Origin of the sequence: Cupriavidus sp. SZY C1 (assembly GCF_032190535.1) — a bacterium.
Taxonomy (GTDB): domain Bacteria; phylum Pseudomonadota; class Gammaproteobacteria; order Burkholderiales; family Burkholderiaceae; genus Cupriavidus; species Cupriavidus pauculus_C.
On the sequence record NZ_JAUANU010000006.1, the window covers coordinates 162,616 to 185,854 of the forward strand.

At 69.7% G+C, this 23,239-nt stretch carries 15 protein-coding genes and 1 pseudogene; 12 read left to right on the forward strand and 4 right to left on the reverse strand.

From position 1 onward, the window contains the following. Window positions 1-10: 10 nt before the first annotated feature. Complete coding sequence (locus tag QTN24_RS11985) at window positions 11-5,992, reverse strand: alpha-2-macroglobulin family protein (RefSeq protein WP_313837287.1); 5,982 nt, start codon at window positions 5,990-5,992, stop codon at window positions 11-13. Window positions 5,993-6,084: 92 nt separating this feature from the next. After that, a complete protein-coding gene (locus tag QTN24_RS11990; protein ID WP_313837289.1) occupies window positions 6,085-6,564 on the reverse strand; it encodes an Lrp/AsnC family transcriptional regulator in 480 nt (159 codons plus the stop codon). Between the two features lie 153 nt (window positions 6,565-6,717). Between QTN24_RS11990 and phhA the strand changes: the two genes are divergently transcribed. The 4 genes and pseudogenes from phhA to QTN24_RS12010 form a co-directional block, all read left to right on the forward strand. Beyond that, window positions 6,718-7,659 carry a phenylalanine 4-monooxygenase gene (phhA, locus tag QTN24_RS11995; protein ID WP_313837291.1) on the forward strand — a complete coding sequence of 314 codons (942 nt, stop codon included), beginning with the start codon at window positions 6,718-6,720 and terminating at the stop codon, window positions 7,657-7,659. A 127-nt stretch (window positions 7,660-7,786) separates the two neighbouring features. Further along, a complete protein-coding gene (locus QTN24_RS12000; RefSeq protein WP_313837293.1) occupies window positions 7,787-8,086 on the forward strand; it encodes a 4a-hydroxytetrahydrobiopterin dehydratase in 300 nt (99 codons plus the stop codon). A gap of 104 nt (window positions 8,087-8,190) precedes the next feature. Continuing rightward, on the forward strand, window positions 8,191-8,895 hold the full coding sequence (locus QTN24_RS12005; protein WP_066737789.1) for a response regulator transcription factor: 705 nt from the start codon (window positions 8,191-8,193) through the stop codon (window positions 8,893-8,895). A 58-nt stretch (window positions 8,896-8,953) separates the two neighbouring features. Continuing rightward, a pseudogene (locus tag QTN24_RS12010) lies at window positions 8,954-10,498 on the forward strand (sensor histidine kinase); the annotation flags it as partial. A 181-nt stretch (window positions 10,499-10,679) separates the two neighbouring features. Here QTN24_RS12010 and QTN24_RS12015 read toward each other — a convergent pair. Beyond that, complete coding sequence (locus QTN24_RS12015; RefSeq protein ID WP_124682872.1) at window positions 10,680-11,180, reverse strand: SET domain-containing protein; 501 nt, start codon at window positions 11,178-11,180, stop codon at window positions 10,680-10,682. A gap of 896 nt (window positions 11,181-12,076) precedes the next feature. On the opposite strand from QTN24_RS12015, the gene QTN24_RS12020 reads away from it, so the two are divergent. From QTN24_RS12020 to QTN24_RS12030, 3 genes are all read left to right on the forward strand, one after another. Beyond that, on the forward strand, window positions 12,077-12,355 hold the full coding sequence (locus QTN24_RS12020) for an HU family DNA-binding protein (protein ID WP_066737795.1): 279 nt from the start codon (window positions 12,077-12,079) through the stop codon (window positions 12,353-12,355). A gap of 333 nt (window positions 12,356-12,688) precedes the next feature. Beyond that, window positions 12,689-13,582: a DUF2272 domain-containing protein gene (locus QTN24_RS12025; RefSeq protein WP_409559016.1), complete on the forward strand. Its 894-nt coding sequence runs from the start codon at window positions 12,689-12,691 to the stop codon at window positions 13,580-13,582. A 107-nt stretch (window positions 13,583-13,689) separates the two neighbouring features. Beyond that, window positions 13,690-14,472 carry an MIP/aquaporin family protein gene (locus QTN24_RS12030; protein ID WP_313837299.1) on the forward strand — a complete coding sequence of 261 codons (783 nt, stop codon included), beginning with the start codon at window positions 13,690-13,692 and terminating at the stop codon, window positions 14,470-14,472. Here QTN24_RS12030 and QTN24_RS12035 read toward each other — a convergent pair. Continuing rightward, a complete protein-coding gene (locus tag QTN24_RS12035) occupies window positions 14,456-16,150 on the reverse strand; it encodes a carbohydrate porin (protein WP_124682869.1) in 1,695 nt (564 codons plus the stop codon). The two genes, QTN24_RS12030 and QTN24_RS12035, sit on opposite strands and share 17 nt — an antisense overlap. A 371-nt stretch (window positions 16,151-16,521) precedes the next feature. Here QTN24_RS12035 and QTN24_RS12040 point away from each other — a divergent pair, with 371 nt between their 5' ends. From QTN24_RS12040 to QTN24_RS12060, 5 genes are all read left to right on the forward strand, one after another. Beyond that, window positions 16,522-17,661: a TRAP transporter substrate-binding protein gene (locus QTN24_RS12040; RefSeq protein WP_124682868.1), complete on the forward strand. Its 1,140-nt coding sequence runs from the start codon at window positions 16,522-16,524 to the stop codon at window positions 17,659-17,661. Between the two features lie 132 nt (window positions 17,662-17,793). Continuing rightward, window positions 17,794-18,699: an EamA family transporter RarD gene (gene rarD, locus QTN24_RS12045; protein ID WP_313837304.1), complete on the forward strand. Its 906-nt coding sequence runs from the start codon at window positions 17,794-17,796 to the stop codon at window positions 18,697-18,699. Window positions 18,700-18,811: 112 nt separating this feature from the next. Further along, window positions 18,812-19,990: a DNA polymerase IV gene (gene dinB, locus QTN24_RS12050; RefSeq protein WP_124682866.1), complete on the forward strand. Its 1,179-nt coding sequence runs from the start codon at window positions 18,812-18,814 to the stop codon at window positions 19,988-19,990. Between the two features lie 90 nt (window positions 19,991-20,080). Continuing rightward, a complete protein-coding gene (locus QTN24_RS12055; RefSeq protein ID WP_313837306.1) occupies window positions 20,081-21,271 on the forward strand; it encodes an MFS transporter in 1,191 nt (396 codons plus the stop codon). A gap of 184 nt (window positions 21,272-21,455) precedes the next feature. Next, window positions 21,456-23,210 (forward strand): diguanylate cyclase, encoded by a 1,755-nt coding sequence (locus QTN24_RS12060; protein ID WP_313837308.1) that lies wholly within the window; start codon window positions 21,456-21,458, stop codon window positions 23,208-23,210. Window positions 23,211-23,239: the final 29 nt, after the last annotated feature.

Here is a 23,239-nt window from a genome sequence, read left to right on the forward strand (position 1 = left end):
GCGATCCAGTTCACTTGGCGGCCCCCACGGTCAGCCTGGCGTTGGGCGTCTCGCCGAACACGTCGGGCGCGTACATCGCCTCCACGCGGCTCGGCGGCAGCGCGAACTCGCCGGCATTGTTGAGCCGCACCGTGTACTCCACGGCCAGCGTCCCCTTCGGCACGAAGCCGAAGTACTCGCGATACGCTTCCGGCGTGCGTTCGACGAAGTCCGACCATGCCGACTTCTGGTCGCGCGTGGCGATGACCGAGTCGCGGCCAAGCCCGCTGCCCAGGATCGTCGCGCCGGTCGGCACCGGGTCGCTGACCACCACCATCGTCATGTCTGCCTGCGCGTCGATGTCGAGCCGCACGCGGTACGTGTCGCCGCGCGACCACTTGCCCGCCACCGCCTGCTCCACCGGCGTCACGGTGCGGCGGATGCGATACCCGGCTGCTACCGGTTCGCGCAGCGGCACGGCGGCCAGCGCGCGAACCGTGGCCCACGGCCGGCCCGCGCCCTGCTGATCCACCTGCAGCGAGGCCGGCGCACCGGGCGTACCGGAAGCAGCCGCCGGCCAGGGCAGGTCGACCATGCCGCTGGCCACGCCGTCCTGCCGCGCGGCCTTCGCCCAGTCGAAAGTGCGCGAGGCATCGCCAAGCGTGGCGTGCACCGTGCCAGCCACCGGCGTCTTCTCGTAGACCTGCGCGTAGCGGCGGATCGCCATCACGCCCCAGGCGTTGGCCGTGGTCGTCATCCACGCGCCGCGCGTCTGGCGGCCCAGCAGGCCGGTCACCAGCTGCGGCACGTCGTCCTTCCACGCCGGGAGCTGCGACGCCAGCGCCAGCAGCTTCGCCGCGTTGACGTCGCCGCCCGACATCAGCCACCACCAGTTGTCGCTGCGCTCGGTGGAGAACACCAGCCGCGTGCCCTGCACGGTCAGGCGGCTGCGCAGCAACTGCGTGGCATCGGCCATGCGCTTGTCGCGCTCGGGGATGTCCTGCACGCGCGACAGGATGCCGAGCCAGTCGATCAGCGCCGACGTGGGCCACTGCTCGGGCAGGATCTGGATCGACCCGAGCATGCGCGCCTGGGCCTTGCCGGTCCGCGACAGCGCCTCGATGGCGGCCAGCTTGCGCACGTCGAGGTCCATCGACGCCGACGCCGGCGCCCAGCGCGGCGGCGCGATGCGGCCCTCGACAAAGGCGGCCAGGCCGCGCTCCATCTGTGCGCGCTGCGCGTCCGGAATCCGCATCGGCAGGCCCGCGCGCGACGCCTCGTCGGAGATGGCCAGCAGGTAGGCCGTCAGCACCTCGCTGCCGCGCGCGCTGTCGCTCGCCAGCGGGTAGTACGCGGCCAGCCCGTCGGTGTCCAGGTACGACGGCAGCTGCGCCATCAGCGCATCCCACGCGGCCGCGTCGCCCATGCCGAGCGATTTCGACGAGCGCTGCTCCAGGCAACTGTACGGATAGACGCGGAACCATTCGCGCACGCCCGGCATGCCGCCGGCCAGCGACGACTGCACCGACACCTGCATGCCGCCGCGCAGCCGGCCCGACGGATCGGCCAGCGCGCCGGCCGGCGCCTGCACCGGCACCGACAGGTTCGGCGTCAGTTGCGCCAGCGTGGCCTGCTGCACGGTCACGGGCACGGCCGGCACGATCTGCTGCGCGATCTTGAGCTTGTCGCTGGCGCCGCCCGTGCCCTTCTCGGCCGCGGCTACCTCCCACATCACGGTCCCGGCGCGGCTGAACGCCAGCAGCGCGGGCGCGGTGACGTCCCAGCCAATCTCGCGCGCCTCGCCGGCCGGAATCTGCACGGTCTGGGCCGGCAGCGCCTGGGCGTCGACCAGCGTGGCGCGCGCGGTGGCTTCCACGGTCATCGCGCGCTGCGTGGTGTTGCGCAGCGTGAACATCGCGCGATAGCGGTCGTCCTCGCGCACCAGCGGCGGCAGGCCCGAGATCATCTGCAGGTCCTGCGTCGCGGCAATCGTCGCGCTGCCGCTGCCAAAGCGGTTCACGCCCAGGTCGGCCACGGCCACGATGCGGAAGCTCGTCAGCGAGTCGTTGAGCGGCACCTCCAGCGTGGCCTTGCCCTCGGCGTCGAGCTGCACGCGCGGGTTCCACAGCAGCAGCGTGTCGAACAGTTCGCGCGTGGGGCTCTTGCCGCCGCCGCCGCCGGCCGGCACGGCCTTGCGACCATAGTGGCGGCGCCCGATGATTTCCATCTGGGCCGTCGACGTCTCCACGCCGTAGCTGCGCGGCCAGACCATCGCGTCGAGCAGGTTCCAGCTCGCGTTCGGCATCAGCTCCAGCAGCGCCTGGTCGACGGCGGCCAGCGCCACTTCGCCATTGGCGGCCGGCTTGCCGTCGGGCAGCTTGACCTGCACCGTCACGCGGGCGCGGCCGCGCACCGGATAGCTGGCCTTGTCCGGCGTCACCGAGACGTCCAGCCGGTAGGCGTCGCTGCCGACGCGGATCTGCGCCAGCCCCAGGCGGAACGCGGGCTTGGACAGGTCCACCAGCGGCGACGGCGCCACGTACTCGCGCCCTTCGCTGCGGAACGCGCGCCACCAGTCCATCGGCTGGCGCCAGCCCCACTGGAAGAACGAGTACCACGGCACCTCGCGCAGGCGTCCGCGCAGGCTCAGCACCGACACGTAGACGTTCGGCCCCCACTCGGGCTTGACCTTGAGCTTGATCGTCGGGTCGCTGCCGTTCAGTTCGACGACCTGCGTGTCGAGAATGCCTTCGCGCTCCACCGCCACCAGCGCCGTGGCGCGGCGGAACGGCATGCGCACCTGGAACACGGCGGTGTCGCCGGGCGCGTACGACTTCTTCTCGGGCAGCACGTCCATGCGGTCGTGGTTCTCGCCGCCGAACCAGAGTTCGCCCTGGCGCGTGACCCACACCGTGGTGGCGGCCTGCGCCGCGCGGCCGTCGCTGTCGCGCGCGCTGGCCACCAGCTCCACCTCGCCAGCCTGCGACAGCGCCACGTCGCAGCGGGCCCGGCCCTGCGCGTCGGTGCGCGCATCGCACACCACGCCCAGGTCCTTGGTCTCGCTGCGGTTGTCGTAGCGGTAGAAGCCCCCGACCACGCGCTTGCGCGCCGACGTGGTGATGCGCGCGCGGGCCTTGATCTGCACCGGCGACTCGGCCACGGGCTTGCCCTGCGTGTCCAGCACCACGGCCTGCACGGCCAGCTTCTGGCTGACCGATACCCAGTTGGCCGCGCGGATGCCCACCACCACGGCCGACGGCCACAGCGGCACGGTCTGCCGCAGCGTCTGGATCTCGCCGTTCGGATCGGCAAAGCCGGCCTCCAGCACGAGGTCGCGCGGCGCGTCCACCTTCGGCAGGTCCTTGACCGTCAGCTTGCCGTTGCCGTCCTTGTCCAGCGTCAGCGGCAGCTTGTCGGCCACCAGCTTTTCGGATGCGTCGGGCGACGACGCCTCGTCTTCTTCCTCGTCGCCGCTGCTGCTCTGCTGCGCCGCGCGCGGGACGTCGAACGAGAACTCGTCGTAGTCGGCAAAGTTCACCGACTTGTTGCGCATCAGCGCCGACAGCCGCACCGGCAGCCCGGCCGCGCCGCCGCCGTTCAGGTAGTGGATCTCCACGCCCACCGGCACCTCGGCCGGGGCGACCAGCGCGTTGCCTTTCGCCTTCGGGTCCTTGGCCACCGACAGCGTGCCGGCCAGCACCGGCAGGCGGAACGCCTCCACGCGGAAGCCGCCGCTTGCGAGCGTGCGGCCGTCGCCGTACACCAGCGCCACGTCGTAGACGCCGAGCTTGGCCGATGCCGGCACCTGGAACGCGTTCTCGGCACTGCGTCCGCCCGTGGCCGTGGTGCGCCACGCCAGCGGCATCTCGTATGTCTGGCCGGTGCCCTCGTGCGTGATCACGAGCTGCGTCGGCATGGCCTGCGGCAGCGCAAAGCCCTGCGAGGTCTCGTTGCGGATCAGGTGCTTCATCGACACGGTCTCGCCCGCGCGCAGCAGCGTACGGTCGAACACGGTATGGGCGCGCACGGTCTGCTGCGGGCTCAGGTCGGTGGGCACGTTGAAGCGCCACGTCTCGATGCCGCGGTTCCAGTTCGACATGACGAACGCCATGTCGGCCTTGCCGCGCGCCTGCGGATGATCGGCGCCGATGCGGGCCGACACGAAGTAGCCCTCCATGCCGTTGTCGCAGTCTTCGTAGCGGCGGTCCGGCAGCTTCGCAAAGCGTGCGACGCCGGTGGCATCGGTGGTGCCCTGGCCCAGCAGCGTGCCGTCGCAGCTACGCACGGCCACGCGGGCGTTGGCAACGGGCTTGCCGTCGTCCAGGCCCGTCACCCAGGCCAGGCCGCTCATGTCGCCGTCGCCCTCGCCGCGCGCCAGCTTGAAATGGACGCCCAGATTGGTGACCAGCGCGGCGGTGCGCACGTACATCGGCACCGGCTTGCCGAGCAGCGCCGCGCCCAGCATCGGCGAGGCGATTTCCACGACGTGGAAGCCCGGTTCGGGCAGCGGGATGCCGACCACCTCGAACGGGCGCGGCGTGGTGTCCGTCGATTTCGGGATGGCCAGCTTGCCGGCGCCGGGCACGCCTTCGAGCAGCGACACCGAGCGCGTCTCGATGGCCGGCGCGTTGCGCGGCACGCGTACCTTGTACGGCGGCTGTCCGGCGCGGATGGCCGCAAGCTGCTCGCGCGTCCAGGTGTTCTCGTGCATGCGCTTGACCATGCCGAACCAGCGCAGGATGGCGCCGTCGTCATCGACCTTGAGCCGCGCCACGGTGCCCGGCTGCGCGCGCACGGCCAGCGCCGGCAGGTCGGCTTCGACATTGCGCAGCGTCACGGGCAGCAGCGGTGGATAGTCGTTCGGCGACTTGCCGCGCGGCAGGTCCGCAAAGCGCTCGACCACGCCGAACGGCGCGGCGGCGAACTTGGCCAGCGGCGGCAGCGCGGCCGTGGTCAGCTTGATCGGAAACAGGTCGGCATTGGCCAGCGCGCGGCCGCTCTCGTCCTTGAGATCGCGCGGCGCCTCGATGGTCAGGCTGGCCTTCTCGGGAAACGGACCCTTGAACGTGACGCTGGAAACGGGTGCGTCGTCGGCGTCGTCGGGGTCGAAGGCGGGCGCCTGGCTGCCGGACGGTGTCTTGAGCACGATCTGCGCGGCGGCCTTGCGTGCGATGGGCGCCGTGAACGTGACGGTCATCGGCCGCAGCGGGGTGCAGGGGGCCTCGGCCCGCTCGCGCTCGCAGGTGAAGCCGGCGGTGAACGGCTCCCGCACCTGGAAATCGAAGCGGCGCGCCGCCGTGGTGGCCAGGCCGGAAGGCGTGGCGATGCCGGCGTCCAGCACGAGCTGCATCCGCGCGCCGGCCGGCAGGCGCTGCTGGCAGGCCAGCAGGTGCACGGCGTCGGCGTCGCGCTTGACCACTTCCTTCCAGTGCAGCGCCTCGATCACGCCGTCGCGCTCCTTGCCGGTCAGCAGCCGCACGGGGATGCGCTCGCCCAGGCCCTCGGCCTGGCACCAGGCGTGGCTGCGGATCGATCCGGCCGTGGCGGCGCCATTGAAACGCAGCGCAAACACCTGGTCTTCCTCGATCTCGCCGCCCGACGGCCGCGCCGAGATCACGACCGGGCCGCCGGTCTCGAACCGGTACTCGCCCTTGCCCGCGTACGCCTTGCCGGCCACGCTCTTGAGCCCGGGCACCACCTGCACGGCGCAGCGCACGCCGGGCGGCAGGTCGCGCTCGAAGTCGTAGACCCAGTTGCTGGCGTTGACCCAGCGGCCGCTGCCGCCCACCGCGCCGCCGGTGCAGGACACCGTGGCCGGCGCCTGGGCCTTGAGGTCGCCCATCGGCACCATCGGTTCGTCGAAGCGGATGGCCACCTGACGGACCTGCGGATTGACCCCCTCGGGCGAAAAGCGCGTGATCTGCGCGGCCGTGGCGGCCGGCGCCCATGTCAGTGCGCTGAAAACGAGTCCTGCTGCGGCGGCCGCGGCTACCGTGGCGATCCTCCCGATCATGCTGCCTTCTCCCGAATTGGCTCCGCGCGAGGGTGACATGCGCCCGTGGCAAGCGCAAGCCTCTGCACATTTCGGCAGAACGAACCGCCGATCTACCGCAAATGGGCCAGCGGCAGCGGTCCCTCCTTCTTGAGCGGGGTAAGCACGATGTTGGACCGGATGCTCTCCACGCCCGGCACCCGCATCAGCCGCTTCATCGTGAAATCGGCCAGCATCGGCAGGTCCTGCACGACCACGCGGATCAGGTAGTCGGCCTCGCCGGCCACGGCGTAGCACTCCTGCACCTCCTCCAGCAGCATGATTTCCTCGCCAAAGCGCTCGATGATCGTGTCGCCGTGGTGGGCCAGCTTGACGCTGATGAACACCATCACACCCAGCCCCAGCGCGGGCAGCGACAGGTTGACCCGGTAGCCGGTTATCACCCCGTCGGTCTCCAGGCGGGCCAGCCGGCGCCCGACCTGGCTGGGCGACAGGTGCACCCGCTCGGCCAGTTGCTGGTGGGTGGAACGGCCATCGGCCTGCAGCGCGGCCAGCAGGGCCAGGTCGTAGGGGTCGAGATGGGCGGTAGGCATGGCTGCAAGAATCCTGCATGGGTGGATGACGGTACGCGGATTATATGCACGGCATGGCGCCAATACCCCAACTTTGCGCGCATTCTGCGCGGCTGGCTGGCTAGACTATGCAGGAAATCCGCAACGGATCGACAAATCAAACGGAGACGCCGCATGACCCCCTCGGCCACCACGCCTCGCGCCGACCAGCCTGCGGGCAACTTTGCCGGCACGCTGACCGCCAAGCTCAAGGAACAGTTCGAGGAAGGACTGCTGTCCGGCCAGGAGCTGCGCCCGGACTTCACCATCGCCCAGCCGGTGCACCGCTACACCGACACCGACCACGCGACGTGGCGCAAGCTCTACGACCGCCAGGCGGCGATGCTGGAAGGCCGCGTCTGCGACGAATTCCTGCAGGGGCTGGCCACGCTGGGCATGGCGCGCGACCGCGTGCCCGATTTCGACCAGCTCAACGAGATGCTGATGCGCGCCACGGGCTGGCAGGTGGTGGCGGTGCCGGGGCTGGTACCCGACGAGGTGTTCTTCGAGCACCTGGCCAACCGGCGCTTTCCGGCAAGCTGGTGGATGCGCAAGCCCGAGCAGATCGACTACCTGCAGGAGCCCGACTGCTTCCACGACGTGTTCGGCCACGTGCCGCTGCTGATCAACCCGGTCTTTGCCGACTACATGGAGGCGTACGGCAAGGGTGGCCTGAAGGCCGCGCGGCTGGGCGCGCTGGACATGCTGGCGCGGCTGTACTGGTACACGGTGGAATTCGGCCTGATCCGCACGCCGCAGGGGCTGCGGATCTTCGGCGCCGGCATCGTCTCCAGCCAGGGCGAATCGATCTACAGCCTCGATTCGGCCAGCCCGAACCGGATCGGCTTCGATTTGCGCCGTATCATGCGCACGCGCTACCGGATCGACACGTTCCAAAAGACGTACTTCGTGATCGACAGCTTCGAACAACTGTTCGACGCCACGCGCCCGGACTTCACCGACCTGTACCCGACGCTGCGCGCGCTGCCGACGCTGGGCGCCGGCGACATCGCCGAGGGCGACCGGGTCATCCACGCCGGCACCCGCGAGGGCTGGGGCGACAGCGACGACATCTGAGCCGCCGCCCGCCCCGCCATCCCGCTTTGTGAAACAATGCCTGCCATGCCCCGCGGCCACGCCGTGGCCCGGGGCGGGCCGGCTTTTGTTGCGCTCCCGCAGACAACCCTTCAGATCGAGCCCAATCATGACCCCTCTCTCGCAAGACGCCCGCAAGCCCCTGCTGGCCACGCTGCCCGGCTGGACGCCCGTCCAGGACCGCGACGCGATCCACAGATCGTTCCGGTTCGCCGACTTCAACGCCGCGTTCGGATTCATGACGCGCGTGGCGCTGCACGCGGACAAGGTGGATCACCATCCCGAGTGGTTCAACGTGTACAACCGCGTGGACATCACGCTGTCCACGCACGACGCCAACGGCCTGACGCAGCGCGATATCGACCTGGCGACGTTCATCGAGCAGGCCGCCGCCGGGCTGGCCCGCTGACGCCGCCAGCGCGGCCCGCGCTGTAGGCCAACTGAAAGGCAGGCCGCGGGCCCGGCCTGTACAATCGGCGACATTGTTTCCGTTTCCATGTCACCGGTATCACCATGCGTATCCTGCTGATCGAGGACGACCGTCAAATCGCCAGCGGCGTGGAGGCCGGGCTGTCCCGCGCCGGCCACCAGGTGCGCGTGGTGCATGACGGGGTCTATGCCACCGACCACCTGCTCAAGGAGCAGCACGACCTGGTCATCCTGGACCTGGGCCTGCCCGGCATCGACGGCATGACGCTGCTGGCCCGCTACCGCGCCCGCAACCGCACCACGCCCGTCCTAATCCTCACCGCGCGCGACGAACTCGAAGACAAGCTGTCGGGCCTGAACGCCGGCGCCGACGACTACCTGGTCAAGCCCTTTGCGCTGCCCGAGCTGGAAGCGCGCGTGCGCGTGCTGCTGCGCCGCAGCCAGCATGGCGAGGCCGCGCCCGAGCGCGACGTGCGGCTGGGCCGGCTGCGTCTGTCCGGCAACGACCGCCGCATGTTCGTCGATGGCCGGCCGCTGGAGCTGTCGCCGCGCGAATTCGCCGTGCTGGAGCTGCTGCTGCAGCGCCAGGGCCGCGTGGTCAGCAAGGCGCAGCTGCAGGACCACCTGGCCACGTTTGCCCATCCGGCCGGCGAAGGCGGCGACACGGTCGGCGATACCGCCATCGAGGTCTACGTGCACCGCGTGCGCAAGAAGCTGGAGGACGCCGACGTCGAGATCGTCACCGTGCGCGGCTTTGGCTATCTGTTGCAGATCCGGGCCGGCCACTGAGCCGGCACCCCGCGGCCGGCACCTGCCGGACCGCCTTTCGATGACCCCCTGAATCGCCATGTGGCCGCGTTCGCAATCCTCTTCCGCCCCGCCTGGCGACGCGAGCGCGCCGGGCCGGCGCCTGCGCGGCGGCCTGGGCCGCGGGCGCCAGCGCGCCGCCACCCAGCGCGGGACGTCGAACCCGAGCCTGCGCATCCACCTGCTGCGCGCGCTGGCCACGCCGCTGTTCGCGCTGGTGCTGACCAGCGGCTCGCTGTCGTACTGGCTGGCGGCGCACTACACGACGCAGGTGTTCGACCGCGCGCTCTATGGCGTGGCCAACAACATCGCCCAGCAGATCCGCATTGCCGGCCCCCGGCTGGAGCAGGACATCCCCGTCATCGCCCAGACCCTGGTGGAAGCGGAGGGATCGGACCGCATCTACTGGCGCATCCACGGCCCGGACGGGCTGATCGGCGGCATGGACACGTGGCTGGGCTACGGCACGGGCCAGACGTCGCTGCACGACGCGCGGCTGTTCTACGCGTGGTTCAGCGGCCGCCAGGTGCGCGCGGTGCGGCTGCCGGTGAGCCTGCCGAGCGCGGCCGCCGATGAACTGGGCACGACGGGGGCCGAGGTGCAGGTGCCGCGCGGGCCGATCGTGGTCGAGGTGGCCGAGCTGCTGGACCGGCGCGAGACGGCGGCCAACGAGATCCTGCTGTCGGTCTCGGTGCCGCTGATCCTGCTGCTGCTGGTGGGCAGCCTGATCCTGTCGCACGTGCTCAAGGAAGAGCTGGTGCCGCTGCAGATCCTGACCGACAAGCTGAACCGCCAGACCGCGCGGTCGCTGGCGGCGCTGGACGAAACCCAGGTGCCGGCCGAGGTGGAGCCGCTGATCCGGGCGCTCAATGCGTTGCTGTCGCGGCTGCGCGACGCGCTGGACGCGCAGCGCAAGTTCATCGCCGACGCGGCGCACCAGCTTCGCACGCCGCTCACGGCCGTCAAGCTCCATGCCGACCGCGCAGTCGAGGCCGATTCGCTCGACGTGGCCCGCCACGCGCTGCGCGAGGTACAGACCGCGGCCGACCGCGCCGTGCGGCTGTCGAACCAGTTGCTGTCGCTGGCGCGCGCGGAGCCGGGGCTGTCGCTGGAACGGCTCGGGCCGGTCGAGCACTTCGACCTGGCCGAACTGGCGTTCGAGACCGGCGCGGAATGGGTGCCGCAGGCGCTGGCGCGGCGCGTGGACCTGGGGTTCGAGGTGTTGCCGGGCCCGACCTTCACGGGCGGCGCGCCGGCCATGGTGCGCGGCAACCGGCTGCTGATGCGCGAGGCGCTGTCGAACCTGATCGACAACGCGGTGAAGTACGTGCCGGCCGGCGGACGCATCACCGTGCGCGCCGGCGGCGAGACGATGGGCCACCGCGGCATGGCCGTCGTGATGATCGAGGACAACGGGCCGGGCATTCCGCCCGCGCGCCGCGAGGAAGTGTTCAAGCGCTTCTTCCGGGGCGACCACACGCCCGGCGCCCCAACGCTGCAGGCCGCGCCGGGCGGCGCCGGCCTGGGGCTGGCCATCGTGCACGAGATCGTGACGCTGCACCAGGGCACGATCCGGATCGAGGACGTGCCGGCGGCCACCGCTTCCGCCAGCTCGTCGGCCACCTCGTCGACGACCGCGCCGCTGGCCATGGCCGGCGGCACCGACGAGCCCTCGGCGCCCGAGGCGCTGGCCCGGCGGCCCTCCATGCGCTTCGTGATCCGGATCCCGTGCGAGGCGCCGGGCGTCGCCGCCGGCTAGGCCGCGCCTACTTGCCCTGCTTGTCCTTGGGCGCCAGCATCGTGCCCCGGCACTTGGGGCTGCCGCAGCGGCACTCGTATTCCTTCTTCAGCTTCTTGGTATAGCGCGCGTCAATGACGAGGCCGTAGTCATAGAAAAGCTCCTCGCCCGGCGCGATGTCGCGCAGCGCGTGGATGAAGACGCGGCCCTTCTTCTCGCGTGCCTCGCAGTTCGGGTCGCACGCATGGTTGATCCAGCGCGCGCGGTTGCCGCCGTACTTGGCGTCGATCACGTTGCCGTCGTCCAGGCTGAAATAGAACGTGTGGTTCGGGTCGGCCGGATCGTGCGGATGGCGCTTGAGCGCCTCTTTCCAGGAAATGTGCTCGCCCTTGTATTCGATCACGCGCTCGCCTTCGGCAATCGCGCCGATCGCGTAGACGCCCTTGCCATGCACGCCCGACTGGCGCACCTCGATGCGATCGCTGGCGGTCTTCTTCCCCTTCTTGGCGTCCGTGGCCTTGTCCGACATAGGTTCCCGTGTGCGGTTGATGCGCGCCGGCCCAGTCCGGCGCGAACCGGATGATACCCGCGCGGCCGTGGCAGGTATACGCATCGGGCACGTATACCGATGTGGATAACCGGGGCGATTTTTGTGGATAAGCGCGCGGGTTTGGTGTGGGTTGCCTGGGGCTGGCGTGGGGAACGTATACGAACAAGTCGGCCGGTATACGTGCCTCAACCCGTCCGGAAGGATGAGTCATCCCGCGCCGCCAACAATCCGTCCCCGGGGTTTTGGTATACGTAAACGCTTGATTGCGTTGACGTATACGCGGTTATCCACAGAAACGGGCGTGGCTTACCTGTTACTACTATTCGTATACATAAAAGAAAGATGTAAACCATACGGAGGAGGAAGGCAGTCGGCCCGGTATACGCCAACCCGCCACGCCGGGCGGTGGATCTGGCGCAAATCGATCGCGATGAAAATTTGGGCAGGCCGGAACGTGATTGCCCGGTCGGTCGGCGGTACACCCCGCCCGGCTCCCTGCGCAGCGGTATACGCCCCTTCTGCGGGCCCTCCAGGGGCGTATACGTCTCTGGACACCCTCCGGGCTGTCGCAAGCCCTCAAACGCGCCAGGGGCCCTTTACGGGCGTATACGGGCGTCCCGGTGATGCCGGGGCGTCTCCCCCACCCTGCCGACGGACCCGGCCGAATGGCTGGCGCCACCCCCTCGCGGACCGTGCCGATGCCCGCCAAGCCAGCGCTGAAGCGGGTTCGCGGCGCGTACCCGTAACAAACTGTTCCCGGTGCGGCGTGTCCGACACGGTATGATGTGGCCCGCGGCGTCTTTGCCGGGGCGGCTTCCAGCGGGAGCGCCCGGGCAGGACGTCAGTGTTTTTTTCAACTCGAGACGGAGTGAAGCATGACGAAAACCGAACTGATCGACGCGATCGCAGCCGGTGTGGACGGTCTGACCAAGGCCAAGGCCGAACAGGCCCTGAACGTGACCCTGAACGCCATCATGGATGCCGTGGCCAAGGGCGAGACCCTGAGCCTGATCGGCTTTGGTACCTTCAGCAAGGGCGAACGTGGCGAGCGCATGGCCCGCAACCCGCGCACCGGCGAAGAAATCAAGGTGGAAGCTGCGAAGACCGTGAAGTTCAAGGCAGGCCAGAAGTTCAAGGACGCTGTGAACCAGTAATGGCGACGACGGGCACGCCTACGCGCCCGCCTCGCATGACCCCGCCGTGCCGCCGCCCGGGCCCTGAAGCGGCGCAGGTGTGCAGCGCGCGGGGACGTTATCCACACGATTTCCCGCCCAGCTCCGCGCGCGGAATCGCACAGCCGGCAACGCCACGCTGCACGATCCCGGCCACCGCGCGAGAATGTCGTTCACGCTTGGCTACTCAAGGCCTTGCGCCAGATCAGGATTCACGGGCCTGACATGTTGCACCGATTGCTCGCGCGCAGATTTCCACAGCCTTATTCACAGCGCTTTCCACACAAGCTTCCACAGCATTCTCCACAGGCGCCGATGCGTCGCTGGCAGACGCTGACGGCCGCGGTTGCCCTGGCCGTGCTGTGCGGTTGCACCACGGCGCCGCCACGTACCGCGCGGCCGCAGGCCCCGGCCCTGCCCGACCCCGAGCGCGTGGTCACGCCCGCCGGCGCAACGCCGCGCGAGCGGATCGTCGATATCGCGCTGCAGGAGTGGCGCAAATGGGGCAGCCAGGTGGTCCATATCGGCCGCGACGATTCGGCCTGCGTCACGCACAGCCCGCTGCCGGCCCCGGCACCCGCCGTGGCGGCCAATGGCCTGGGCATTGGCGCGGGCGCGCAGCCGTCGGCCGACGTCGACATGGAAAACGATGGCGACGCGGAATGCCTGCGATTTCCCGATGGCACCGGCATGGAAGCCACGCCTCAGGGCTGCCGCATGGCCCAGCGCTACTGGGGCATCGTCGGCGAGGCGCCCGACTGCCGGCAGGTCACGCAGGGCGCGTGGGCCTGGTCGGCCGTGTTCATCTCTTGGGTCATGCGCAAGGCGGGGCTCGACAACGACCAGTTCCTGACCGGCCAGTCCCATTCGATGTACGTGGTGGACGCGCGCGACGGCATTTTGCCGCGCCCGGCGTTCCACGTCGAACCGGTGCCCGGGCTGCCGCGTCCCGGCGACATGATCTGCGCCGGCCGCGGGCGCGACAAATACCTGTCGGATCCGTCCGAGATCGGCTTCGGCACCACGCCGATGCATTGCGACATCGTCGTCGAGGTCGACCGGGCCGCCAACGTGGTCAAGGCGATTGGCGGCAATGTGCAGCAGTCGGTGTCGATGGACGTGATCGACCTCAACGACGCGGGCCAGCTCGACGGCTTCACGAATTCGCACATGCCGTGGCTGCTGATCCTGCGCAACGACCTGCAATAGCCGGGCCGATTCGGTACCGGCGGTCGCTTCTCAACATCGTCCCGCTGCATTGACGGGGGGTTGCCCGCCACGGAACACTGCGCGATCGCTTTTCGACGATTTCCCGCATGTCCACCGCTGTCGCCCTGCCCGTTTCTCCCGACCCCCTTCCCGGTGTACCGAACCTGCCGCGCCGGCTCGTGGCCGAAGCGCTGGGTACGGCCCTGCTGGTCGCCATCGTGGTCGGGTCCGGCATCCGGGCCGAGCGGCTGGCCGCCGGCGATACGGCGCTGGCCCTGCTCTGCAACGCGCTGGCCACCGGTGCGGGACTGGTGGCGCTGCTGGTGTCGCTGGGGCCGGTGTCCGGCGGGCACTTCAATCCGGTCGTGAGCCTGTCGCAACTGGTGCAGGGCCGCCTGCCGGCGCGCGAGGCGGCCGGCTACATGTGCGTGCAACTGGCGGGCGCGGTAGCGGGCGTGATTGCCGCCCATCTGATGTTCGGCCTGCCCCCGCTGGCGTTGTCCACGCAGCCGCGGACCGGTATGCCGATGTGGTGGAGCGAATACCTGGCGTCGTTCGGGCTGGTCGGGCTGGCCATGGCCACCGGGCGCTTCCGGCCCGGCCTCGTGCCCGGCGTGGTGGCCGGCTATATCACCGCTGGCTACTGGTTCACGTCGTCCACGTCATTTGCCAACCCGGCCCTGACGCTGGCCTGCGCGCTGACCGATTCCTTTACAGGTATTCGTATGATGGATGTTCCGGGATTCATCGGCGCCCAGATATTTGGTGCGATGAATGCCACGCTGCTGTTCCACTGGCTGTGCCGGCCGGCGGCGACGCGGGAAAAGCAGCGTCCGGCAGCGCCCGCGCGGCCGTGGCGCCGCCGTGCCGGGGTTACCAGCGCCGATTAAGCTGCACGCCGAAGATCGACCCGGTGGCCTGCGAGGCCCAGGCGTCGGCGGGGGCGGCGAACGTGATGCCGTCCACGTCGTTGGCGCGGCTGTAGGTGTAGAACGCGCGCAGGTTGGCGTTGCCGGTGGACTTGCCCAGCGTCAGCGTGGGCGCCACGGTAAAGGCGGTGCGCTGCCCGCCAACGCCAAACCCCGACGAGATCTGGTCGTGCGCCACCTCGAAGGTCAGCTTGAACTGGTCGTTGGCGACAAAGGCCGGCCGTACGCGCGTGGCGGCCCATTGCAGCGTTCCCATCCCGGAGCGGTCGAGCTGCAGGCTCGATTCCACTGAGCCGGCCAGCCCCGAGCGGCCCTTCCACTCCATCGATTCCGACACCCGCACGCGCGACAGCTCGTTGCCCATGCCCGAATAGCCGGTCATGGCCGTACGCGACCCCTGCCCGTACTGGAAGCCGAGCCGGTTGGTGCCGTAGAGCACGCCCTTCTGCTCGTGCATGGCCGATGCCCACCACGCGCTGCCGGTGTCCTCGATCTGCGACAGCGGCTCCACGCGCGTGAAACCGAGCCGCACCGAGCCGTCATCGTTGGTGCCGATCGGGGCGGTCAGCACTGAGTGGTAGCTCGGCAGCTTGGCGCCGTTCAGGTCGTTGCGGGCGGTGTACTGGTAGCTGAGCCCGAAATCGCCGAGCCTGGCGTTGTCGATGCCGAATCGCATCGACGAGGAATTGGGCGGCAGCAGGCCCGACGACATCAGGAACGGGCTGCTGTCGCGGCGGCCGGCCCAGACGCTGGCGCCGTCGAGCACCGACAGGCCGGACAGCCCGCTGACCGACGTGTAGAAATTCGGCACCAGCGCGTACGGGTCGACCGCGGCCGCGTTGCCGTTGACCGACGTCGCATTGGTGCCCTTGGCCTGCGCCACGAGTTGCACCTGGGCGCCGCCGCCGATGTCGGCCACCGATTCGCGGATCTTGACCTCGCCCGAACTCGTGCACGCCAGGCCCTGGCCGAAGCTGGCCGACGGCGTGCCGCCGCCGGGGCAGGCGCGCTGGGTGCCCGACCGGTCTTCCACGGCGGCCCGGCCGCTGTAGCCGAGGCGCCAGACCGAGTCGCCTGCCGGATCGTCGGCGGGCAACTGGGACCGCAGCACCGGTGGGGCGTCGGAAGGCGTGGCGGGTGGCGTATCGGACGCACCGGAGGGATCGCTTGCCGCCGCGGTGGCGTCCGCACTGTCGGTCCGGCGTGCCACGAAGGGCTCCGGCTGCGCCGGGAATTCGCCGAGCCGGTTCGGGAACAGCACCAGCGGCGGTGGAGGGGGCGGCGGCGGGGCCAGCGCGTCGGGCGGGCCGACGAAATCCGGATTGGCGTCGGCCGCAGTCTCCGGCGCTGCCTGGGCCACCGTGGCCGGGGCGGCATCGACTGCATCGATTGCGCTCGCAGCCTGGATCACGTCGGCCAGCGGGTCGGCCGGCGCAGCGGTGGGTACGGCGGCCGTCGCCACGGCGGATGCCACCGGGCTGACCACGGGCGCCGCCGAGATCAGCGGCGGCCGCGTCAGGGCCGTGGTGGCCGGGCCGCCGGTCTGCGCGCACGCGGCCACGCCCCACGCGGCCAGGATGGCGGACGCAAGGCGGCGGCGGGGCAGCAGGCGGTCGGGAAGCAGTACGGATTCCAGCATCGAAACAACGGTCAACGGCGTCGGCGCGATCGGACGGAGGATCTGGCGGTGCGATCGAAAGCCGGACGAGGGCTCCGGTTTTAACAGGCGAATTTTTTGACCGCAAGCCGGGTTACAAAATCCCGCCAGGTCGTCACAAAGCGTTGGAAAAGCGTTGGAAATCCCACATTGCGAAACTGCCGGCGCACCGTTTGCGGGCATCGCCCGGCCCGGGGTGCAAACCGTTGTGTCCGTGCCGAATTCCTAGCGAAAACCCCCATCCCGAAGGAAAGCCGTGCCCAAAAGGCCACCGCTATAATCGTCCGACCTGTCGGTTGGGCAACACATTGGCGCCCAGGCAGTTCCGCATACATATAAGAGAGGAGATGTCCATGGAACGTCGTTCCTTCCTGTTGAAGGCCTCGGCCGTCGCCGCTACGGGTGCGCTGGCTGCCTGTGGCAAGGAAGACAAGCCCGCGGCGCCGGCCGCATCGGCCAGTGCCCCGGCCGCGCCCGCCGTCGTCGGCAGCAACCCCGCCGTGGAATGGCGCCTGGCGTCGAGCTTTCCGAAGTCGCTCGACACGATCTACGGCGGCGCCGAGACTCTGAGCCAGCGCGTGAAGGAACTGACCGACGGCAAGTTCAACATCAAGGTGTTCGCGGCCGGCGAAATCGTGCCGGGCCTGCAGGTGCTGGACGCCGTGCAGAACCAGACCGTGCAGATCGGCCACACGGCCGGCTACTACTACTTCGGCAAGAACCCCACGCTGTGCTTTGACACCACCATCCCGTTCGGCCTGACCGCGCGCCAGCAGAACGCCTGGATGCTGCAGGGCAACGGCATGAAGCTGATGCGCGAGTTCTTCAAGGAATACAACGTCGTCAACTTCATGGGCGGCAACACCTGCGCCCAGATGGGCGGCTGGTTCCGCAAGGAAATCAAGACCGTGGCCGACCTGCAGGGCCTGAAGTACCGCGTGGCCGGGTTTGCCGGCGTGGTGCTGTCGCGCCTGGGCGTGGTGCCGCAGCAGATTGCCGGCGGCGACATCTACCCGGCGCTGGAAAAAGGCACGATCGACGCGGCCGAGTGGGTGGGTCCGTACGACGACGAGAAGCTCGGCTTCTACAAGGTGGCGCCGTACTACTACTACCCGGGCTGGTGGGAAGGCAGCGCGCAGCTGTCGTTCTACGCGTCGCAGCCGGAATTCGACAAGCTGCCGGCCCTGTACAAGCGCGCGCTGGAAACGGCCACGATCGAGGCCCACACGAACATGATGGCCAAGTACGACACCGTGAACCCGCAGGCGCTGGCCCGGCTGCTGGAAAACGGCGTGAAGCTGCGTCCGTTCTCGAAGGAGATCATGGAGGCGTGCTTCAAGGCCACCCAGGACGCCTACGCCGAGGAAAGCGGCAAGAACGCGTCGTTCAAGAAGATCTACGACGACTGGCGCGTCTTCCGCAACAACGAGGCCGCATGGTTCAACGTGGCCGAGCAGGCGTTCTCGCAGTTCAGCTTCGCCCGCAAGCTGTAAGCGCTGGCTGCCCGCCATCCGAAAGACCCGGCTCCGGCCGGGTTTTTTCATGGCAAGGACCCTGCCCGGCGCCCGGCGCCACACCCCGGTAGAATCCGCCCCACAACGGGACACTACCCGGGAATCCTCCTCATGCAACTCGGCATTTTCTACGCCCTGCTGGCGTACATCATCTGGGGCCTGCTGCCCCTCTACATCAAGTCCCTGCACGGCGTGGCGCCGCTGGAAATCCTGCTGCACCGGATGGTCTGGTCGCTGGTGTTCCTGGGCGCGATCGTGCTCTGGCGCCGCCATTTCGGCTGGCTGCGCGAGGTGGCGGCCCGGCCGCGTCTGATCCTGAACTTCGCGGCCAGCGCCGGGCTGCTGTGCGCCAACTGGTTCCTGTACATCTGGGCCGTGTCCGCGGACCGCGTGGTCGACGCCAGCCTGGGCTACTTCATCAACCCGCTGTTCAGCGTGCTGCTGGGCGTGCTGCTGCTGCACGAGCGGCTGCGTCCGGTGCAGTGGCTGTCGATCGCCATCGCGGCGGCCGGCGTGTTCTGGCTGACGTGGACGGCCGGCCATCTGCCGTGGATCGCGCTGGGGCTGGCGGCGTCGTTCGGCGGCTACGGGCTGCTGCGCAAGACCGGCGCGCTCGGGGCGCTGGAAGGGCTGTCGCTGGAAACGCTGATCCTGTTCCCGGTGGCGGCCTCGGCGCTGGCGTTCCTGTTCCTGACCGGGCAGGACACCACGCGCGCCGCAGCCACGGGTACGCAAATCCTGCTGCTGCTGGCCGGGCCGGTCACCGCGGTGCCGCTGCTGCTGTTCGCGGCCGGCGCGCGGCGCATTCCGCTGTCGCTGCTCGGCCTGCTCCAGTACGCCGGGCCCACCATCCAGCTCGGGCTCGGCATCTGGCTCTACCACGAGCCGTTTCCGGCGCAGAAGCAGATCGGGTACGCGCTGATCTGGATTTCGCTGGCGATCTACGCAACGGAAGGCGTGCTGGTCAGCCGCTTCGGCCCCAAGCGGATCATCGATGTGAAAAATGAAGCGGCATGAAGATGGTCGTAGATCATTGATGATGGGAATGGTCTACCCGCGCCGCGCCCTATTCCTGAAACCAGGCCGCCGCACTATACTGTACGTTTATACAGTATAGCCGCGCCCCCCAATGTCTTCCACCGTGCCCCGGCGCATCGCCCATCTCGACATGGACGCGTTCTATGCGTCGGTGGAACTGCTGCGCTATCCGGACCTGCGCGGCCAGGCGGTGGTGATCGGCGGCGGCCGCAACGCCATTCCCGAGACCCTGCCCGACGGCTCGCGCCGCTACGCGCGGCTGCGCAACTACGTGGGCCGGGGCGTGGTAACCACGTCGACCTACGAGGCCCGGGCGCTGGGCGTGTTTTCGGCCATGGGCATGATGAAGGCCGCCAAGCTGGCGCCCGACGCCATCCTGCTGCCGACCGACTTCGACGCCTACCGCCGGTACTCTGGCCTGTTCAAGGCGGCGGTCCGAACATTCACCGGACAAATAGAAGATCGCGGCATCGACGAGATCTATATCGATCTGACTGATGTCGACGGCGACGCGCGCGATGTGGCGGCGCGCATCAAGGCGGCCGTCCACGACGCCACCGGCCTGACGTGTTCGATCTGCGTGGCGCCCAACAAGCTGCTGGCCAAGATCGGTTCGGAACTCGACAAGCCCAACGGCCTGACGATCCTGACGCCGGCCGATATCCCGCTGCGGATCTGGCCGTTGCCGGCGCGCAAGGTCAATGGCATCGGCCCCAAGGCGGCCGAAAAGCTCCAGGCCATCGGCATCGAGACGGTCGGCCACCTGGCCGAAGCCGACCTGGGGCTGCTGCAGGCCCACTTCGGCCGCAACTACGCAAGCTGGCTGGTCGAGGTGGCCCACGGGCGCGACGAGCGGCCGGTGGTGGTCAGTTCCGAGCCGAAGTCGATGAGCCGCGAGACCACGTTCGAGCGCGACCTGCATCCGCGCGGCGACCGCCCCGTGCTGTCCGAGCAGTTCACCAAGCTGTGCATGCGCGTGGCCGACGACCTGCGCCGCAAGGGCTACGTGGGCCGGACGGTGGGCATCAAGCTGCGCTTCGACGACTTCCGCACCGTCACGCGCGACCTGACGATGACCGCGCACACGGCCGATGGCGGCGAGATCCGGCGCGGCGCCACCGAATGCCTGAAGCGCATCCCGCTGGAGCGGCGCATCCGGCTGCTGGGCGTGCGCGTCAGCGCGCTGATGCCGGCCGCCGAGCAGGGCGACAACCCCGCGCCGGTGCAGGAGGCGTTCCGCTTCGACGATGAGGACGAGCTGGACGAGTAAGAAACCCCGCCGCCAGCACATCTATCTATCTCCCGGTAGAATCGGCGGCGCTCCCGGCCCGATGCCGGGACATCATCCCGAGCCGCCCCCATGACCTCCACCACCGCCGTGCGCCCCGCCGCCCCCGCCGCCTGGATCACCCCCTTGCTGGCCGTGGCCTGCGGGATGATCGTCGCCAACCTCTACTACGCCCAGCCGCTGGTCGGGCCCATCGCGCAGGCGCTGCACCTGTCGCCGGAAATCGCCGGGCTGATCGTCACGCTGATCCAGATCGGCTATTGCGCCGGCCTGCTGCTGCTGGTGCCACTGGGCGACATCGTCGAGAACCGCCGCCTCGTGCTGGTGCTGGTGGCCGGCTGCGCCGTGGCGCTGGTGGCCGCCGCGCTGGCCACGCACGCGGGCGTGTTCCTGATCGCCGGCTGCATGATCGGGCTGTGCTCGGTGGCCGTGCAGGTGCTGGTGCCGTTTGCCGCCCACCTGGCGCCCGAGCACGCGCGCGGGCGCGCCGTCGGCAATGTCACCAGCGGCCTGCTGATGGGCATCATGCTGGCGCGCCCGGTGTCGAGCCTGGTGTCCGACGTGTTCGGCTGGCACGCGATCTTTGCGGCGTCGGCCGTGGCGATGGTGCTGCTGGGCGTCGTGCTGGCGCGCAAGCTGCCCCGGCGGCAGCCCGCGCCGGGCCCGAACTACCTGCAGACGCTCGGCTCGATGGCGCACCTGCTGCGTACCCAGCCGGTGCTGCGCCGCCGGGCCGCGTACCAGGCCAGCATGTTCGGCGTGTTCAGCCTGTTCTGGACCACCACGCCGCTGTACCTGGCCGGGCCGGCCTTCCACCTGTCGCAGACCGGCATCGCGATCTTCGCGCTGGTAGGCGTGGCCGGGGCGATTGCCGCGCCGATGGCCGGCCGCTATGCGGACCGCGGCCACGGCCGCCAGATGACCGCGCTGGCGCTGGCGCTGGGCGCCGGATCGTTCCTGCTCAGCCGCGTGGGCGCCGAGGGGTCGATGCTGTCGCTGCTGTCTCTGACCGTGGCAGCGGTCTTGCTGGACTTTGCCGTGTCGACCAACCTCGTGATCGGCCAGCGCGCGATATTCTCTCTGTCGGCCGAGCACCGCAGCCGGCTCAACGGCCTGTACATGGCGATCTTCTTCGTGGGCGGCGCCATCGGGTCGTCGGTCGGCGCCTGGGCCTATGCGCGCGCCGGCTGGCCGCTGGCAAGCTGGATCGGCTTTGCCCTGCCCGCGCTGGCGCTGGTCTACTTCCGCACCGAGCCGCGCTGAAGTCGTCGGCTTACTACGTCTCCCTGCACCGCCACGCCGCGCCGTGACGCCGGCTTGATCGCCGGCAGGTGCCGGCGATGGCACGCGCGCATCGGCTGCACTACACTTGGCCGCTGAAGTTCCGAGCAGCAGTCGTCGTGCCATAGCCCGCCAGCGGCGGCGGGCCTTGCCGGGGAGACGTTCGATGACGTGGCGCAAAATGCTGCCGCGGCCGCGCTGGCTGCCGCGTGCGGCGCTGATGCATCCGCAGCGCGTGGTGGTGGTGGGCTTCGGGCTGGCGATGCTGATGATGTTGATCGTCGGCGCGCGCGACCTGTACCAGTTGCGCGAACGCGTGCTGTCGCTGCGCCAGCACGAGTTGACCCTGCGCGCGCTGGGCGTGGAGGCCGTGTTCGCGGCCGAGCGGTCCAAGCTGACGTTCGTGCGCGACTACGCGCAGCAACTGATCTCGATCCACGAGGCCGGCCTGGCCGAACCCGACCCCGCCGTGGAGCGCGCCTTTGCCGCGCGCAACACGCCGGTCTGGCAGATGGACGTGCCGCTGGGCGACGCGCCGGTGGTGGGCGTCGCGCCGGCGCTGCTGGAACCGCTGGAAGGCTTCGAGCGCCGCGACGCGGACCTGCGCGCCGACCTCTACGCGGCCCGCCAGCTCAGCCACGTGCTGGGCCTGAGCCTGCACAGCACCGAGGACCGCGACGGCACGGTCACCTTCATCTCCAGCAACGGGCTCTACGTCACCTACCCGCCGCGCGGCCCCGACAAGGCGCCCGCGCTGTTCCAGCGTTTCAGCAACATCGCCTACTACCGCGAACTGCTGCCCGCGCACGATGCCTCGCAGGACCTGCGCTGGACGCGCCTGTACACCCAGTTCGAAAGCACCGAGCTGCGCACCACGCTGAGCATCCCGGTCTATGTGTCCGGCCGTTTTCGCGGCGTGGTGGCGGTGGATGTCAAGCTGCCGCGCCTGCGCGCGCTGATCGGCACGCCTGATGAGGCGCAGGTGTCGCGCCTGCTGATGGACCGGCGCGGCGCGATCATCGCGGCCAGCCAGCACAGCATGCGCGTCGACATGCGCTGGCCCGAAGACGTGGACCCCGCCTGGCGCCGCGTGCCGCCGCAGGACCTGTTCGACAAGGGCGCCGGCCGGCGGCACGCGGACGACGCGTACCTGCTCTACCAGCCCGTGGGCGACCAGGGCAACTGGATGCTGCTGGAAACGTTGAGCGACGCCGACCTCGCGCGCGCCGTCATGCAGCGGATCAGCGTGCCGCTGCTGGCGATCTGGCTGGCGCTGCCGCTGTTGATGTTCGTGACGCTGCGCGTGGTGACGCTGCTGTTCAACCACTACCTGGCCGCCGGCGAGAAAATGCAGCGGCTGGCCGAGACCGATCCGCTCACCCAGCTTGCCAACCGCCGGCACTACAGCGAGCAGTACGGCAAGGCCGCGGCGCGGCGGCGGCGCGACGGCTCGCCGCTGGCCATGCTGATGCTGGACATCGACTTCTTCAAGCGTGTGAACGACCGCTGGGGCCATGCCAGCGGCGACCTGGTGCTGGTGGCGCTGGCCGGCGCGCTGCGCGCGAACCTGCGCGAGCCGGACCTGCCCGCGCGGCTGGGCGGCGAGGAATTCGCGGTGCTGCTGCCCGACACCACGCTGGCGCAGGCCACCGAGACGGCCGAGCGCCTGCGCCGCGTGGTGGAGGCCACGGTGGTCGCACCGGCCGCCGACGCGCCGCCGCAGGCGGACGGTGACGGCCGCATCCGCTTTACTGTGTCGATAGGCGTCGCAGAAGCCGGGACCGACGCGTGCCCGACACTCGATGCCATGCTGGCGACGGCCGACCGCCGTCTATATGCCGCCAAGCAAGCGGGCCGCAACCGGGTGTGCGCGGCTGATGCGCCGGCCGGCAATGCACCGGTGCCGCCTGTCCAGGGATGAGGCAGTTCATGGCCACTCCTTCGGCTGGG